Below are 13,857 nucleotides of genomic sequence, written 5' to 3' on the forward strand. Positions count from 1 at the left end.
GCGTGGCATTTAGAGCCAACGCGGCGGTATCAATTCTTGTGCCGCTCAGTAAAGAGCGGGCGTCGCAGCACCGAGCAAAGGCTCTCAAGACACTGTTGTCACGTCCTTAATGAGCTGCTCTTTTTATTCCGGTCTCTTTCGGGAGATAGCTTGCATCCAGAGGGAGGCTTCTTGCTGCATAGATATGCCGAGACACAGGCCCACCAGGAAAGCTTCCAGTGGAATTCCAACTTATCGGGAAAGCGAACTCAGGTCAAATAGCCAGCTTTGTTGCGGGTAATTGGCTTTTTCGCCACTTAATTAAATGATTATTAAGGTTTTATTGCGTAAATTTATGTCAATCTCCCGCTGCGCATTCCCCCAGGAAGTGTGAGCCGTCTCACTGTGACCCAGCCCTCTAATATCCAAACAATGCTGGCAGGAAGGGTTATAACAGCATTTAATTCTGTTGGGGGCAGTTGATACACAGCATGTATCTGTTTTTCTTATGGCGTCATATTTGAATCAAAATGGGGCTGCCATTAGTAAAATTAATCACGCGAGGCGTGCTTAAAAAATCACTTAAGTTGAATGGGTATGCAATAAAGAGGTGCAACCATCAGGAAAAATGGCTGCCAGGGTGCTGATTAGCACAGGATGTTGAGATAAGGCCCGCAAAAGCGCGGCCCTCCAGATTATTCAGTTGGCAGAATTAGTCAAGCGCTTTGCGCATATAGAAGGGAACGTCGGCGAAATCGCGCTGCGATGCACCATTACAGGGCATAACCCGCGTGTTATGGCAGGGTGAAGCGGGGCAGCGCAGCGATAATTACGCTATCATGAGCCAGATTTCGTTCAGGGAGCTCGTAATGAAACAGATTCGTCTTTTAGCGCAGTACTACGTTGATTTGATGGTCAAACTCGGCCTGGTGCGTTTTTCGCTACTGTTAGCCTCGGCGCTGGTCGTACTGGCGATGGTGGTGCAGATGGCCGTCACCATGGTGTTGCGCGGACATGTGGAAAGCATCGACGTTGTCCGCTCCATCTTCTTCGGTCTGTTAATTACGCCCTGGGCAGTCTATTTCCTCTCGGTGGTGGTCGATCAGCTGGAAGAGTCGCGCCAACGCCTATCAAAACTGGTGGATAAGCTGGAAGAGATGCGTACGCGCGATCTCGAGCTTAATCAGCAGATGAAGGAGACCATCACCCAGCTTAATCAGGAAATTAACGATCGTATTAAAGCTGAGCAGGCGCGTGAGCAGGTGATGGATAAGCTGCGCGAAGAGATGGCACGACGCGAGCAGGCGCAAATCGAGCTGGAACAGCAATCCTCCTTCCTGCGCTCTTTCCTGGATGCATCACCGGATTTGGTATTCTACCGCAACATTGATAAGCAGTTCTCCGGTTGTAACCGCGCCATGGAACTGCTAACCGGCATGAGCGAAAAGCAGTTGATTGGCCTGACTCCGCGCGATATCTACGATGACGAAGCCGCTACCAAAGTGCTGGAAACTGATGAGAAGGTATTCCGCCACAATGTATCGCTGACGTACGAACAGTGGCTGCAATATCCCGACGGGCGCAAAGCCTGTTTCGAAATCCGTAAAGTGCCCTATTACGATCGCGTGGGTAAACGCAGTGGCCTGATGGGCTTTGGCCGCGATATTACTGAGCGTAAGCGCTATCAGGACGCGCTGGAGAACGCCAGCCGTGAGAAGACCACCTTTATTTCTACTATCAGCCACGAGCTGCGTACGCCGCTGAATGGCATCGTTGGGCTGAGCCGCATCCTGCTGGATACCGATCTCAATCAGGAGCAACTCAAGTACCTCAAAACCATCCACGTTTCAGCCATCACGCTGGGCAACATCTTCAATGACGTGATCGAAGTGGACAAAATCGAGCGCCGTAAAGTGCAGCTGGATAATCAGCCGCTTGATTTCACCGGCTTCCTCGCCGATCTGGAAAATCTCTCTGGCCTGCTGGCGCAGCCAAAAGGGCTGAAGTTTGTTATGGCGCCAGAGTTGCCGCTGCCGCATAAAATCTCGGCGGATGGTACGCGCTTGCGTCAGATTCTGTGGAACCTGATTGGCAACGCCGTGAAATTTACCCAGCAGGGCGAGATTGTGGTGCGCGTCGCCTATCGTCAGGATGAAACGCTGCACTTTGAAGTGCAGGATTCCGGCATGGGCATTCCGCAGGAAGAGCAGGATAAGATCTTCGCGATGTATTACCAGGTGAAAGATCAACATGGCGGCAAACCGGCGACGGGTACCGGCATCGGTTTAGCGGTTTCGCGTCGTCTGGCACAGGCGATGGGCGGCGATATCAGCGTCAGTAGCGTCGCGGGGCAGGGTTCCTGCTTTACCGTCGAGATCAACGCGCCACGCGTCGCTGAGGAAGTAGAAGACGATAATCTGGATGACAGCATGCCGTTGCCGGCGCTGCACGTGTTGCTGGTGGAAGATATCGAGCTCAACGTCATCGTGGCGCGGTCGGTGCTGGAGAAGCTGGGCTGCAGCGTCGACGTCGCGATGACCGGAACGGACGCGCTGGCGATGTTTGATCCGCAGGAGTTCGATCTGGTGCTGCTCGACATTCAGCTACCGGATATGACCGGCCTCGACGTGTCGCGTGCCATCCATCAGCGTTATGCCGATGTGGCGCTGCCGCCGCTGGTGGCATTGACCGCCAACGTGCTGAAAGACAAAAAAGAGTATCTCGATGCCGGCATGGATGATGTGTTGAGCAAGCCGCTTGCCGTGCCAGCGCTGACGGCGGTGATCAAGAAGTTCTGGGATTATCAACCTGAGCAGGAAGAGATAGCCGTCGAGTCATCAGACGAGCAGTCACGCACGCTGTTAGATGTGGCGATGTTGGAGCAATACATTGAGCTGGTTGGCCCAGGATTGATTACCCAAAGCCTCACCATGTTTGAGCAGATGATGCCGGGTTACCTCGACGTGCTGGATTCCAACATGATGGCACGCGATCAAAAAGGCATAGCTGAAGAAGGGCACAAGATCAAAGGTGCAGCAGGTTCGGTTGGCTTACTGCATTTGCAGCAGTTAGCGAAACAGATTCAGTCGCCAGAATTGCCAGCGTGGTGGGACAACGTGCAAGAGTGGGTTGACGAATTAAAACAGGAATGGCTCAAAGACGTGAACGTGTTACGTGAATGGGTAGCAGAGCGGGAAAAATCACAGGACGTTAGAAAAAAATGACCCCAGTCGAAACTGGGGTGCGCGAATACTGCGCCAACACCAGGGAAATGGGTACTGCTGCTATTATTAGAAATCGAATAAGAAAGCAACAGTTCGGTATTGGTTAACGCTTCAAAATCACCTTAACAAATTCGCCAATGCTTGCGACAAGATTCATTAAATTGTGTGATGTTGAGCAGCGATTAAATACAGAAAACATTAATTTGCTGACACAGTCAAGCAAGGAATTAATTTCTTTGCCATATTGCACTTTTTTTGACCAAATGTTCTGCTTTTTGCCTGGTTTTGCTGCAGTGACCGGCAGGAAAAGCCTGACACAAGCATGGAAAATCTGATTCTGACAAAAAATTGAGGTTAAGTAAGATTAACACTCTGATATTGATAGATAAAAACAGATTTTTCGGCGGGTTATCCAAAACGTTTTGGAAACCTTAAACGGAAAGTTCCAGTTTATAGTTTATTGAATAATGTAAACCAAACGTGCGGTAAATCGCTTTACCATCCGTGAGGTCGAATGCATGCAGGATCAGACAGATTTGGGCGCATTTTTCAGAATGGTCTCTGTTATCAATGAACAAGTTCGAACAACAATAAAATTGATAGTTAAGTATCATGAAAGAATTTACGTGAGCGATATCACATTCAGTTAAGTGTTCATGCATGCAGCATTTGATCTATTGATCGCTATGGAACCGATTCCTTTTTGGCGGAAGTGCTTGATGTGATTGGCTCTAATAGAGGAACACTGATTGCGATGGCAACAATTTTCCAGACGTCTTAACCAGTCTGAGGATAAAATTTAGTGGTTAATCGTTGGTATTCGCTATCGTGACTTGGGTGATTGATTAATACAGGGAACAGGTAAGAGAAAATTGCATGAGCAAGAGTAAAGGAACACTGGGAAAACGTATTAAAGTGCTGATTGCTAAAGCGCTACTGGCCTGGCTTGGCATATGGTTAGCGGGCATTTTGCTGTTTGCTTTTTTACCGGTACCGTTCTCGGCGGTGATGGTGGAACGGCAAATCAGCGCCTGGTTTACTGGGCGCTTTGATTATGTGGCGCACTCGGATTGGGTCGGCATGGACGAAATCTCGCCGTGGATGGCATTAGCAGTTATCGCTTCTGAGGATCAAAAGTTTCCCGAGCATTGGGGCTTTGATGTCGATGCCATCCAGTCAGTGCTGGATAACGATGGCAATGAACGCATGCGCGGTGCTTCAACCCTTTCACAGCAGACGGCGAAAAACCTGTTTCTGTGGGATGGTCGCAGCTGGTTGCGTAAAGGGCTGGAAGCAGGATTAACGGTGGGAATCGAAACCGTGTGGACTAAGCGGCGTATCCTGACGGTTTATCTCAATATCGCAGAATTTGGCGACGGCGTGTTTGGTGTGGAAGAAGCTTCACAGCGCTATTTTCATAAACCCGCTAGCCGCCTGACGATGTCTGAAGCGGCGTTACTGGCAGCAGTGCTGCCCAATCCGATCCGTTTCCGCGCCGATGCGCCTTCAGGCTACACACGGCAGCGGCAGCAGTGGATTCTGCGGCAGATGCGCCAGTTGGGCGGCGAGGGTTTCCTCAATCGCTACAAGCTGCACTGAAAGGCTTAATCTTCGTCAAAGCCCGCTTCAAACAGTTCTATAACCGCTGCCAGCGCCTGCTCTTCCTGCGGGCCGCTGGCTTCAATCTCAATATGGCCGCCTTTCGCTGAGTCGAGCATCAGCAGCGCAATCACGCTGCTGGCTTCGGCTTCGGTGCCCGATTCGTTACGCAGCAACACTTCAGCATCAAAACTCTGCACCAGCTCGAACAGCTTCATTGCTGGGCGCGCGTGCATGCCCAGCTTGTTACGAATCTCAACGGTTTGCTTCACGGTCATGATTTGCGTTTTTCCAGAGTGCGATGACGAGACTGCACGTTTTTACCGCGTGAACGGAAATAATCCGCCAGTTGTTCAGCGATATACACTGAACGATGCTTCCCGCCAGTACAGCCGATGGCGACGGTGAGATAGCTGCGGTTATTGGTTTCCAGCATCGGCAGCCACAGTTCCAGATAGCTGCGCGTTTGATAGATAAAGTTGTGCACTTCGGTGTGACGATCGAGGAAGGCGGCAACTGGACGATCCAGGCCGGTCATCGGACGCAGCTTAGGATCCCAGTGCGGATTCGGCAGGAAACGCACATCGAAGACATAATCAGCGTCGATTGGAATGCCGTGTTTGAAGCCAAATGACTCAAACACCATGGTCAGTTCACGCTCGCGTTTGCCCAGCAGGCGCGTGCGCAGCATCTCCGCCAATTCATGAACCGACATCTCGGACGTATCGATAATTAGATCGGCGCGTGAGCGCAGCGGCTCCAGCAGATCGTTCTCTTCATCGATAGCACTCTCCAGCGACAGATTTTTGCTGGAGAGCGGATGCAGGCGACGCGTATCGCTGTAGCGGCGAATCAGCGTGTTGCGATCGGTATCGAGAAACAGCAGCTGCGGCGAGAAGGTATCCGGCAGATTGTTGAGCGCGGCCTCAAAGACTTCCGGTGATTCCGGCATGTTGCGCACGTCAATGCTGACCGCCGCAGAGATATTGCGTTCGGTTAAGGTATTCGCCAGCTCCGGTAGCAATACCACCGGCAAGTTGTCGACACAGTAGAAGCCCATATCTTCAAGGGCACGCAGCGCGACTGATTTTCCTGAGCCTGACCGACCGCTAACGATCATCAGCACCATCACATTTCTCCCGTTTTAAACCGGCGAACAGGCCGGTAAAAGTGTTTCTCGCTTAAGAGTGTGCTTCCTGAGCTTCTGTGATAATGGCGTAGAGCTCTTCGTCGCTCTGTGCCGCACGCAAACGACGACAGACGGTTTTATCCGCCAGACGTTTGGCAACCAGCGAAAGCGTATGCAAGTGGGTTTTACACTGGTCCGCAGGTACCAGCAGGGCAAACAGCAGGTCAACCGGCTGATTGTCTACCGCATCAAAAGCGATAGGCTGATCGAGGCTGATAAACACGCCGACAGCGCGTAAGGTGTCCTCCTCCAGCTTGCCATGTGGAATGGCGATGCCGTTGCCAATACCGGTACTGCCCATACGTTCGCGGGTCAGGATGGCTTCGAAAAGCGTCTGGTGCGGCAGATTGAGCTGCTTCGCTGCCAGCTCGCTGATAATTTCCAGCGCGCGTTTTTTACTCTGGCAGTGTACGCCGCTACGGGTACAGTCCAGTGAAAGGACCGAGCTCAATTCCAGTGTTAGATCGTTGTTCATCATCGTTTCACTTGCGAGTTCACATAGCCGCGAGGTTCAGGCGATTGATTTCATTGCCGTTCGCCCGCTGGCGCTTGCGCAGATGACAAAACGGGGCGGTAATATCCGCCCCATTTATGCTCTAAGTGCCGAATCAGTCAGCACTCTGCAAGCGTGAAGGTTAGTGTTTTTTCAGTTTGTCTTTGTGTTTGGTCAGCTGACGGGAAAGCTTGTCGATTAACCCGTCGATGGCCGCGTACATGTCTTCCGCTTCCGATGTGGCGTGCAGCTCCCCGCCGTTGACGTGCAGTGTTGCATCCGCAATCTGCGTCACCTTCTCTACCTTCAGAACAATATAAACCTGATTGATGCGATCAAAATAGTGTTCCAGTTTGGCAAATTTGGTATTTACAAATTCACGCAGAGGTTCGGTAATCTCAACATTAAGGCCGGTAAGGTTTAGCTGCATAGGTCTTCCTTCTTCGTTCGGTCAAACCAGCTGTTTACGCTGGTTTGATGGCGGTATAGATAAAGACTCGCGATATTTAGCAACCGTACGTCGCGCTACCATGATGCCCTGTTCGGATAACATGGAGGTCAGTTTGCTGTCGCTCAAGGGTTTTGCGGGGTTTTCCGCCGAGATCAATTTTTTCACTAATGCACGAATCGCCGTGGACGAGGCTTCGCCACCGCCTTCGGTGTTGACGTGACTGGAGAAAAAATACTTCAGTTCAAAGATGCCACGCGGGCTGTGTAAATACTTTTGCGTGGTCACGCGGGAAATAGTGGATTCGTGCATATCAACAGCCTGAGCGATATCCGCCAGCACCATCGGACGCATGTACTCCTCACCCTGCTCAAAAAACGCCTGCTGCTGTTCAACGATACAGCGTGTCACTTTCAGCAGCGTGTCGTTACGGCTCTCCAGGCTCTTAATTAGCCACTTGGCTTCCTGTAAATTGCTACGAATAAACTGATTATCGCTTTCGTTACGGCCAGCTCCGCCCATCGCAGCATACTGCTGATTGATTTTCAGGCGCGGCATGCTGTCGGAATTCAGTTCAACCGTCCAGCGCTTGCTGATTTTGCGCACCAGCACATCGGGAATGACATATTCCGGTTCGCTGGTATTGATTGACTGGCCAGGGCGCGGATCGAGTGACTGAATCAGCAACATCGCCTCTTTCAGCACCTCTTCCTTCAGACGCGTTACGCGCATCAGGCTGCGGAAATCATGGTTGGCCAGCAGATCAAGATGTTCGCTCACAATCAGGCGCGCTTCCGCCAGCATGGGCGTGGCGGCATCATATTGCGAAAGCTGTACTAACAGGCAATCACGCAAATCACGCGCACCAACGCCGACCGGATCGAAACGCTGCACGCGTTTGAGCACGGCTTCAACTTCTTCTAGCGTCAGCTCTTCATCGCCAATACTGTCATAAATATCTTGTAAGCTGACGGTGAGATAGCCGGTGTCGTCAATGGCATCCACAATGGATGTAGCGATGGCGCGATCGGTATCAGTGAACGGCGTTAACTCAACTTGCCACATCAGGTAATCCTGCAGCGATTGCGTGGTTTCGCCCTGATAGATTGGCAGTTCGTCCTCCTGGTAATCGGTGCCGGTGCCTGACGGCGTGCCCGCAGTGTAGATTTCGTCCCAGGTGGCGTCGAGCGGGAGATCTTCAGGCATGTCTTTCTGTTCAAGAGCTTCACGCGTGTCTAGTGAATCACTCTCTTGTTCCTGAAATTCGCGCGCGTCGACTTCTTCGTGCAGATCGGTTTGTTCAAGCAGCGGATTGCTTTCCAGCGCCAGTTGGAGTTCTTGCTGGAGTTCAAGCGTAGAGAGTTGCAGCAAGCGAATGGCTTGCTGCAACTGTGGTGTCATCGCCAGCTGTTGGCTGAGCCTGAGTTGCAAACCTTGCTTCATAATTCGGTTAGAATTTCCTAAGCAAACGTAGGGTGTTACGACACCTTATCAGAGTCTGAACTCTTCGCCCAAATAAACACGCTTAACCTGCTCATCTACAAGAATTTCATCAGGCGTGCCATGGGCAATTAAATGCCCCTGGCTAACTATATAAGCGCGTTCACACACCGCGAGGGTTTCACGCACGTTGTGGTCGGTAATCAGCACGCCAAGGCCGCTGTCACGCAGATGCTCGATGATTTTCTTGATGTCGATAACCGAAATGGGGTCAACACCGGCAAAAGGCTCATCCAGCAGGATGAATTTCGGATTAGCGGCCAGCGCGCGGGCAATTTCCACACGACGGCGTTCACCACCCGACAGCGCCTGGCCCATGCTGTCGCGCAGATGGCCGATATGGAACTCTTCCATCAGCTCGTTGGCACGATCCTGACGCTGCTCTTCTGTCAGATCATCACGGATCTGCAGCACCGCCATCAGGTTGTCGTACACGCTCAGGCGACGGAAGATCGAGGCTTCCTGCGGCAAATAGCCGATGCCGCGACGGGCGCGCGCATGCAGCGGCAAGATGCTGATGTCTTCATCATCAATTACGATGCGGCCCGCATCGCGCGGCACAATTCCGACCACCATGTAAAAGGTGGTGGTTTTACCGGCACCGTTTGGGCCCAGCAGGCCGACAATCTCGCCGGATTTTACCTGCAGGCTAACATCTTCCACCACGCGGCGGCCTTTATAGGCTTTCGCCAGGTTCTCAGCGATTAGTGTAGCCATAGCAATCAGTTACTCTTTTTAGGGCTCGCGGACGAACCGTTTTTGTCCTGCAGCTGCGACGGAACCAGAACGGTGGTCACGCGCTTGCTGTCACCCTGGCTGAACGCCTGCATCTTCTGCTCTTTCACCAGGTAAGTGATGCGGTCGCCTTTAATGTTGCTATCCTGCTGCTGAATGAAGGCATTACCGGTCAGCTCAACAAAATCGTTCGCCAGTTCATAGTGCAGTTTACTGGCGTGGCCTTGCACCGGCTTACCGTTATCCTGCATCTGATAGAAGGTCGCTGGCGTGCCGTAAGCATCGACGATGGTTTTCTTGCTATCGCCGCCCGGACGGGTGACGACCACTTTATCGGCGGTAATCTTGATGGAACCTTGGGTCACAATCACGTTGCCGGTAAAGGTCGCGACGTTGCCCTGCAGGTCCAGCGCCTGGTTGACGGAGTCAATATTCACCGGCTTGTCTGAGTCACCGGTTAATGCCAGCGCAGGCAGGCTCGTTGCCAGTAGCGTACTCACCAGCAATAACTTAAGGCTATTTTTGTTCATTTTGAATTTCATAGGAAGTTTTGACCTTTTCAAGCAGCTCAGCATGTTTCGTCCGTAAATTGCCGCGCATTTTCATGCCAGTGGAATTAAAACTGCGGCCAAAAAGGGTGACTTGATCGTCAGATGTCACATCCTGGGTGACCAAATTAACCTGAGCGTTATCGGTAAGGATGCGCTCAAGCTGTGAATCCTGGGTCAAAGTATTGACGACAACGTTGCCATAAAGATAAAGCATACGATCTTTAGTCAGCTTTGCCTTATCGGCGCGCACCGACCATGTCGCGACTTTGTTTACGTCATAGGTGGTCATCACCGGATTATCGAACCAACTTATCTCATCGGCAGCAAAGTAGGTGACTTTATCGGAGACCAGCTTATAGCCCAGCGCGCCTGTTGGGTTATACACCACCGTGTTCGATTTCTCGCTGGTGTAGGTTGGCGCTTGATCGTTAGTCGCCACCGGCGTTCGGTCGTCATCCTGGTTGGTGAGATTCCAGCCGATCAGCACTAAGGCGATCAAGGCCAGGATCAGCGTCATCCAACGCCTGCTCTTACTCATATTGATTGCCCTTTGGCATCCTCAAATTTGTTCTGCGCCATCAAGATCAGATCGCACAACTCACGTACAGCGCCGCGCCCACCGGCAATGCGGGTAACATAATGCGCGCGCGGCAGTAAAATTGGGTGGGCATCGGCAACGGCCACGCTCAAACCCGCCTGCGCCATCACCGGCCAGTCGATCAGGTCATCGCCAATGTAGGCGACCTGATCGGCGGTCAATGACAGTTTATCCAGGAGTTCCCGCCAGGCCAAAAGCTTATCCGATTGTCCCTGGTAAAGATGCGTAATGCCGAGTGTCTTACAGCGATCTTCCAGCAGTTTTGCTTTGCGGCCGGTAATAATAGCCACTTCGACGCCGGAGGTCAGCAAGCAACGCACGCCATAACCATCGCGCACGTTAAAAGCCTTCAGCTCTTCACCGCTGTTGCCCATGTAAATCACGCCATCCGACATCACGCCATCGACGTCACAAATCAGCAGGCGAATCTGCGCAGCACGCGCCATGACTTCTGCGCTCACCGGACCGTAGCACGTCTCGACCATCGCTGTTTCAGCACTCATTGTTTCTTCCTGTTCAGACTACGCCAGCGCGCAGCATGTCATGCATATGTACCACACCGAGCAGGCGATCGTCATCGGCCACCAGCAGGGCGGTGATGTTTTTGTTTTGCATCAGATTAAGGGCATCGACCGCGAGCATATTCGGGCGCACGCGAATACCGCCGCTGGTCATCACGTCCTGAATACTGGCAGTCTGGAAATTGATGCCCATATCGAACACGCGGCGCAAGTCACCATCGGTAAAGATGCCTTCGATTTTCATCAGGTCATCAACAATCACCGTTAAACCAAGATTCTTGCGGGTAATTTCCAGCAGCGCATCGCGCATTGAGGCATCACGGCTGACGTGCGGGATTTCATCGCCGCTGTGCATGATATCGCTGACGTGCAGCAGCAGTTTGCGGCCCAACGCACCGCCGGGATGCGACAGCGCAAAATCTTCCTGGGTAAATCCGCGCGCTTCCAGCAACGCCACGGCGAGCGCATCACCCATGACTAAGGTCGCGGTGGTGCTGGTGGTCGGTGCCAGGCCGAGCGGACAGGCTTCCTGCGGCACTTTCACGCACAGATGCACATCCGCCGCGCGGCCCATCGCGCTTTCCGGACGGCCGGTGATACAAATCAGCTGCACCTTCTGGCGCTTTAACACCGGCACCAACGCAAGGATTTCGCCGGACTCACCGCTGTTGGAAATCGCTATCACCACATCATTTGTGCTGACCATGCCGAGATCGCCGTGGCTGGCTTCACCGGGATGCACAAAGAAAGAGGGCGTTCCGGTGCTGGCAAAAGTCGCGGCCATCTTTTTACCGATATGTCCGGATTTTCCCATGCCCATCACCACCACTTTGCCTCGGCAGGCAAAGATCATCGCGCAGGCGCGATCGAAATCGTCATTGATATATTGATCAAGCTGCTCCAGCCCTTCGCGTTCGATGCGCAGCACCGCTTTACCTGCTTGCTGGAAATCGAAATCCGGTTGCTGATGTGACATGGTCAGTCCGTCCTTAATAGCTTGTGATAAGCATGGGGCTAAGCCACAGCCACAGCACCCACGCGATAAAACCACCTAATAATAGTGTGCCTGCGATACGGCCAATACGGCGTTTGCGCAGCAGGCAGAGCAGGGCGAACAGTACGCTCACTGCCAGCATCACCCAGTAATCACGCGCGAAGGCATGCGCATCAACGCTGCCGGGATGAATCAGCGCTGGCAGGCCGAGCACAATCGCCAGATTGAAAATGTTGGCGCCGATCAGGTTACCGATAGCGATATCGTCCTCACCTTTCAGCGCGCCGGCCACAACGGTGGCCAGTTCGGGCAAGCTGGTGCCGACGGCAATCAGCGTCAGGCCCATCACCAGTTCGCTCACACCGAAGTAGTCGGCAAAGACGGTGGCGTTGTCGATCACCATCCGCGTTGACATCGGCAGAATAATTAGCGCGACTGCCAGCCACAGGAAGGCCACGGTGTTGCCGGCTTCATCGCGCGGCAGTTCGGCCAGCTGTTCACGGGTTAGCGTGTCGTTATTATCACGTTCAGCACGGCGAGCAATGCGGATCACCACCAGCAGATAACCCAGCGCGATCAGTAGCAGCGCAACGCCATCAAGACGGCTGAGGTGATTATCAAACAGCATGATGCCGCTGAGCAGTGAGACTAGCAGCATTAATGGCAGTTCGCGCCGAATCAGATTGGAGTGTACTGTCAATGGATGGAGCAACGCTGCGCCACCCAGAATCAAGAGAATGTTGGTGATGTTCGAGCCCAGCGCGGTGCCGACCGCTAAATCCATCTGTCCATGCTGCGCGGCCGAAAACGAGACGATCAATTCCGGCAATGATGTGCCAATGCTCACCACCGTCATACCTATGATCAGCGGTGGGATGCCAAAGGATCGACAGAGGATCGCGGCGCTAAATACCAGACGGTCGGCGCCGTAAACCAGTAAAATCAATCCGATAAACAGCAAGGCAGAGGCTACGAACATTAAAAATCCTTGATGGATGGAGGTGTCGGCGAACCTTGTCCGACAGGTAAAAACATTCTGCACGCACTAACAGGCGCTGATTTTGACTGTCTGAGAGGCAAAAGTAAATTTTAAGGCCGTTTTCGCCACACTAAGTGGGTAAGTTTCTGTAAAACTATCGTGCATTCGAGGCTACCAGGCTACCATCCACCGCTTTGATAGCGCCCGATCCGCATAAAGAGGTAAAGATGATCCAGCAGCAAACGAATCTGGTTGAGGTTCGTGGCGTCAGTTTCACGCGCGGAGATCGTACAATCTTTGACGATATCTCGTTAACGGTACCCGCCGGCAAAGTCACCGCAATTATGGGGCCGTCCGGAATTGGTAAAACCACGCTTTTACGTCTGATTGGCGGGCAATTACAGCCCGACAAAGGCGAGATTTGGTTCCGCGATCAGAATATCCCGACGCTTTCCCGCACGAAATTGTACGAAGCGCGTAAAAAAATGAGCATGCTGTTTCAGTCAGGCGCGCTGTTTACCGATCTCAACGTGTATGAAAACGTTGCCTGGCCGTTGCGTGAACATACGCAGTTGCCGCCAGAACTGTTGCACAGCACCGTATTGATGAAGCTGGAAGCGGTGGGATTGCGTGGTGCTGCGAAACTGATGCCTGCCGAACTCTCTGGCGGTATGGCGCGCCGTGCGGCGCTGGCGCGTGCTATCGCGCTGGAACCGGAGCTGATCATGTTCGATGAGCCTTTTGTCGGCCAGGATCCGATCACCATGGGCGTGCTGGTGAAGTTAATTGACGAACTGAATCATGCTTTGGGCCTGACCTGCATTGTGGTTTCACACGATGTGCCTGAGGTATTGAGCATTGCCGATCATGCCTATATTGTTGCCGGACAAAAAATTATTGCTCAGGGCAGCGCGCCGGAACTGCGGGAAAATCCCGATCCGCGTGTGCGCCAGTTTATCGAGGGTCATGCGGATGGTCCGGTGCCGTTTCGCTTTGCCGCTGGCGATTATCTCAGCGACTTGACCCGCTCAGGGAGAACGTAAACTG

At 52.7% G+C, this 13,857-nt stretch carries 14 protein-coding genes; 3 read left to right on the forward strand and 11 right to left on the reverse strand.

Features of this window, described 5'->3' with window-relative positions; all coding sequences use genetic code 11:
• Positions 1–848: 848 nt before the first annotated feature.
• Positions 849–3,203, forward strand: coding sequence for an aerobic respiration two-component sensor histidine kinase ArcB (gene arcB / locus BM323_RS11375; protein WP_008104386.1), 2,355 nt, complete (start codon positions 849–851; stop codon positions 3,201–3,203).
• A gap of 876 nt (positions 3,204–4,079) precedes the next feature.
• A complete protein-coding gene (gene mtgA / locus BM323_RS11380; RefSeq protein ID WP_008104381.1) occupies positions 4,080–4,802 on the forward strand; it encodes a monofunctional biosynthetic peptidoglycan transglycosylase in 723 nt (240 codons plus the stop codon).
• A gap of 5 nt (positions 4,803–4,807) precedes the next feature.
• On the opposite strand, the gene npr is transcribed toward mtgA, so the two are convergent.
• From npr to BM323_RS11435, 11 genes are all read right to left on the reverse strand, one after another.
• Complete coding sequence (gene npr / locus BM323_RS11385) at positions 4,808–5,080, reverse strand: PTS phosphocarrier protein NPr (RefSeq protein ID WP_008104379.1); 273 nt, start codon at positions 5,078–5,080, stop codon at positions 4,808–4,810.
• Complete coding sequence (gene rapZ / locus BM323_RS11390; RefSeq protein ID WP_008104378.1) at positions 5,077–5,931, reverse strand: RNase adapter RapZ; 855 nt, start codon at positions 5,929–5,931, stop codon at positions 5,077–5,079. The genes npr and rapZ overlap by 4 nt, the downstream gene beginning before the upstream one ends.
• A 52-nt stretch (positions 5,932–5,983) precedes the next feature.
• On the reverse strand, positions 5,984–6,466 hold the full coding sequence (ptsN, locus tag BM323_RS11395; protein ID WP_175501705.1) for a PTS IIA-like nitrogen regulatory protein PtsN: 483 nt from the start codon (positions 6,464–6,466) through the stop codon (positions 5,984–5,986).
• A 160-nt stretch (positions 6,467–6,626) separates the two neighbouring features.
• Positions 6,627–6,914, reverse strand: coding sequence for a ribosome hibernation promoting factor (gene hpf / locus BM323_RS11400; protein ID WP_008104375.1), 288 nt, complete (start codon positions 6,912–6,914; stop codon positions 6,627–6,629).
• A gap of 21 nt (positions 6,915–6,935) precedes the next feature.
• A complete protein-coding gene (gene rpoN / locus BM323_RS11405) occupies positions 6,936–8,375 on the reverse strand; it encodes an RNA polymerase factor sigma-54 (RefSeq protein ID WP_008104373.1) in 1,440 nt (479 codons plus the stop codon).
• A 48-nt stretch (positions 8,376–8,423) separates the two neighbouring features.
• A complete protein-coding gene (gene lptB, locus BM323_RS11410; protein WP_008104371.1) occupies positions 8,424–9,149 on the reverse strand; it encodes an LPS export ABC transporter ATP-binding protein in 726 nt (241 codons plus the stop codon).
• A 5-nt stretch (positions 9,150–9,154) separates the two neighbouring features.
• Entirely contained in the window at positions 9,155–9,709 is a 555-nt protein-coding gene (gene lptA, locus BM323_RS11415; protein ID WP_036648348.1) for a lipopolysaccharide ABC transporter substrate-binding protein LptA, read from the reverse strand.
• Positions 9,684–10,256, reverse strand: coding sequence for an LPS export ABC transporter periplasmic protein LptC (lptC, locus tag BM323_RS11420; protein ID WP_036648345.1), 573 nt, complete (start codon positions 10,254–10,256; stop codon positions 9,684–9,686). The genes lptA and lptC overlap by 26 nt, the downstream gene beginning before the upstream one ends.
• Positions 10,253–10,819, reverse strand: a complete 567-nt coding sequence (gene kdsC, locus BM323_RS11425; RefSeq protein ID WP_008104366.1) for a 3-deoxy-manno-octulosonate-8-phosphatase KdsC — start codon at positions 10,817–10,819, stop codon at positions 10,253–10,255. The genes lptC and kdsC overlap by 4 nt, the downstream gene beginning before the upstream one ends.
• 13 nt (positions 10,820–10,832) lie before the next feature.
• A complete protein-coding gene (gene kdsD, locus BM323_RS11430) occupies positions 10,833–11,813 on the reverse strand; it encodes an arabinose-5-phosphate isomerase KdsD (RefSeq protein ID WP_061718264.1) in 981 nt (326 codons plus the stop codon).
• 13 nt (positions 11,814–11,826) lie between these two features.
• A complete protein-coding gene (locus BM323_RS11435; protein WP_008104362.1) occupies positions 11,827–12,810 on the reverse strand; it encodes a calcium/sodium antiporter in 984 nt (327 codons plus the stop codon).
• Between the two features lie 227 nt (positions 12,811–13,037).
• Here BM323_RS11435 and mlaF point away from each other — a divergent pair, with 227 nt between their 5' ends.
• On the forward strand, positions 13,038–13,853 hold the full coding sequence (gene mlaF, locus BM323_RS11440) for a phospholipid ABC transporter ATP-binding protein MlaF (RefSeq protein ID WP_008104360.1): 816 nt from the start codon (positions 13,038–13,040) through the stop codon (positions 13,851–13,853).
• Positions 13,854–13,857 lie beyond the last annotated feature (4 nt).

Origin of the sequence: Pantoea sp. YR525 (assembly GCF_900116775.1) — a bacterium.
GTDB lineage: Bacteria > Pseudomonadota > Gammaproteobacteria > Enterobacterales > Enterobacteriaceae > Pantoea > Pantoea symbiotica.

Bases quoted from the DNA above. Each gene is read 5' to 3' on its own strand.
- arcB (WP_008104386.1), top strand. From the start codon at position 849: ATGAAACAGATTCGTCTTTTAGCGCAGTACTACGTTGATTTGATGGTC.
- mtgA (WP_008104381.1), top strand. From the start codon at position 4,080: ATGAGCAAGAGTAAAGGAACACTGGGAAAACGTATTAAAGTGCTGATT.
- npr (WP_008104379.1), bottom strand. From the start codon at position 5,080: ATGACCGTGAAGCAAACCGTTGAGATTCGTAACAAGCTGGGCATGCAC.
- rapZ (WP_008104378.1), bottom strand. From the start codon at position 5,931: ATGGTGCTGATGATCGTTAGCGGTCGGTCAGGCTCAGGAAAATCAGTC.
- ptsN (WP_175501705.1), bottom strand. From the start codon at position 6,466: ATGAACAACGATCTAACACTGGAATTGAGCTCGGTCCTTTCACTGGAC.
- hpf (WP_008104375.1), bottom strand. From the start codon at position 6,914: ATGCAGCTAAACCTTACCGGCCTTAATGTTGAGATTACCGAACCTCTG.
- rpoN (WP_008104373.1), bottom strand. From the start codon at position 8,375: ATGAAGCAAGGTTTGCAACTCAGGCTCAGCCAACAGCTGGCGATGACA.
- lptB (WP_008104371.1), bottom strand. From the start codon at position 9,149: ATGGCTACACTAATCGCTGAGAACCTGGCGAAAGCCTATAAAGGCCGC.
- lptA (WP_036648348.1), bottom strand. From the start codon at position 9,709: ATGAAATTCAAAATGAACAAAAATAGCCTTAAGTTATTGCTGGTGAGT.
- lptC (WP_036648345.1), bottom strand. From the start codon at position 10,256: ATGAGTAAGAGCAGGCGTTGGATGACGCTGATCCTGGCCTTGATCGCC.
- kdsC (WP_008104366.1), bottom strand. From the start codon at position 10,819: ATGAGTGCTGAAACAGCGATGGTCGAGACGTGCTACGGTCCGGTGAGC.
- kdsD (WP_061718264.1), bottom strand. From the start codon at position 11,813: ATGTCACATCAGCAACCGGATTTCGATTTCCAGCAAGCAGGTAAAGCG.
- BM323_RS11435 (WP_008104362.1), bottom strand. From the start codon at position 12,810: ATGTTCGTAGCCTCTGCCTTGCTGTTTATCGGATTGATTTTACTGGTT.
- mlaF (WP_008104360.1), top strand. From the start codon at position 13,038: ATGATCCAGCAGCAAACGAATCTGGTTGAGGTTCGTGGCGTCAGTTTC.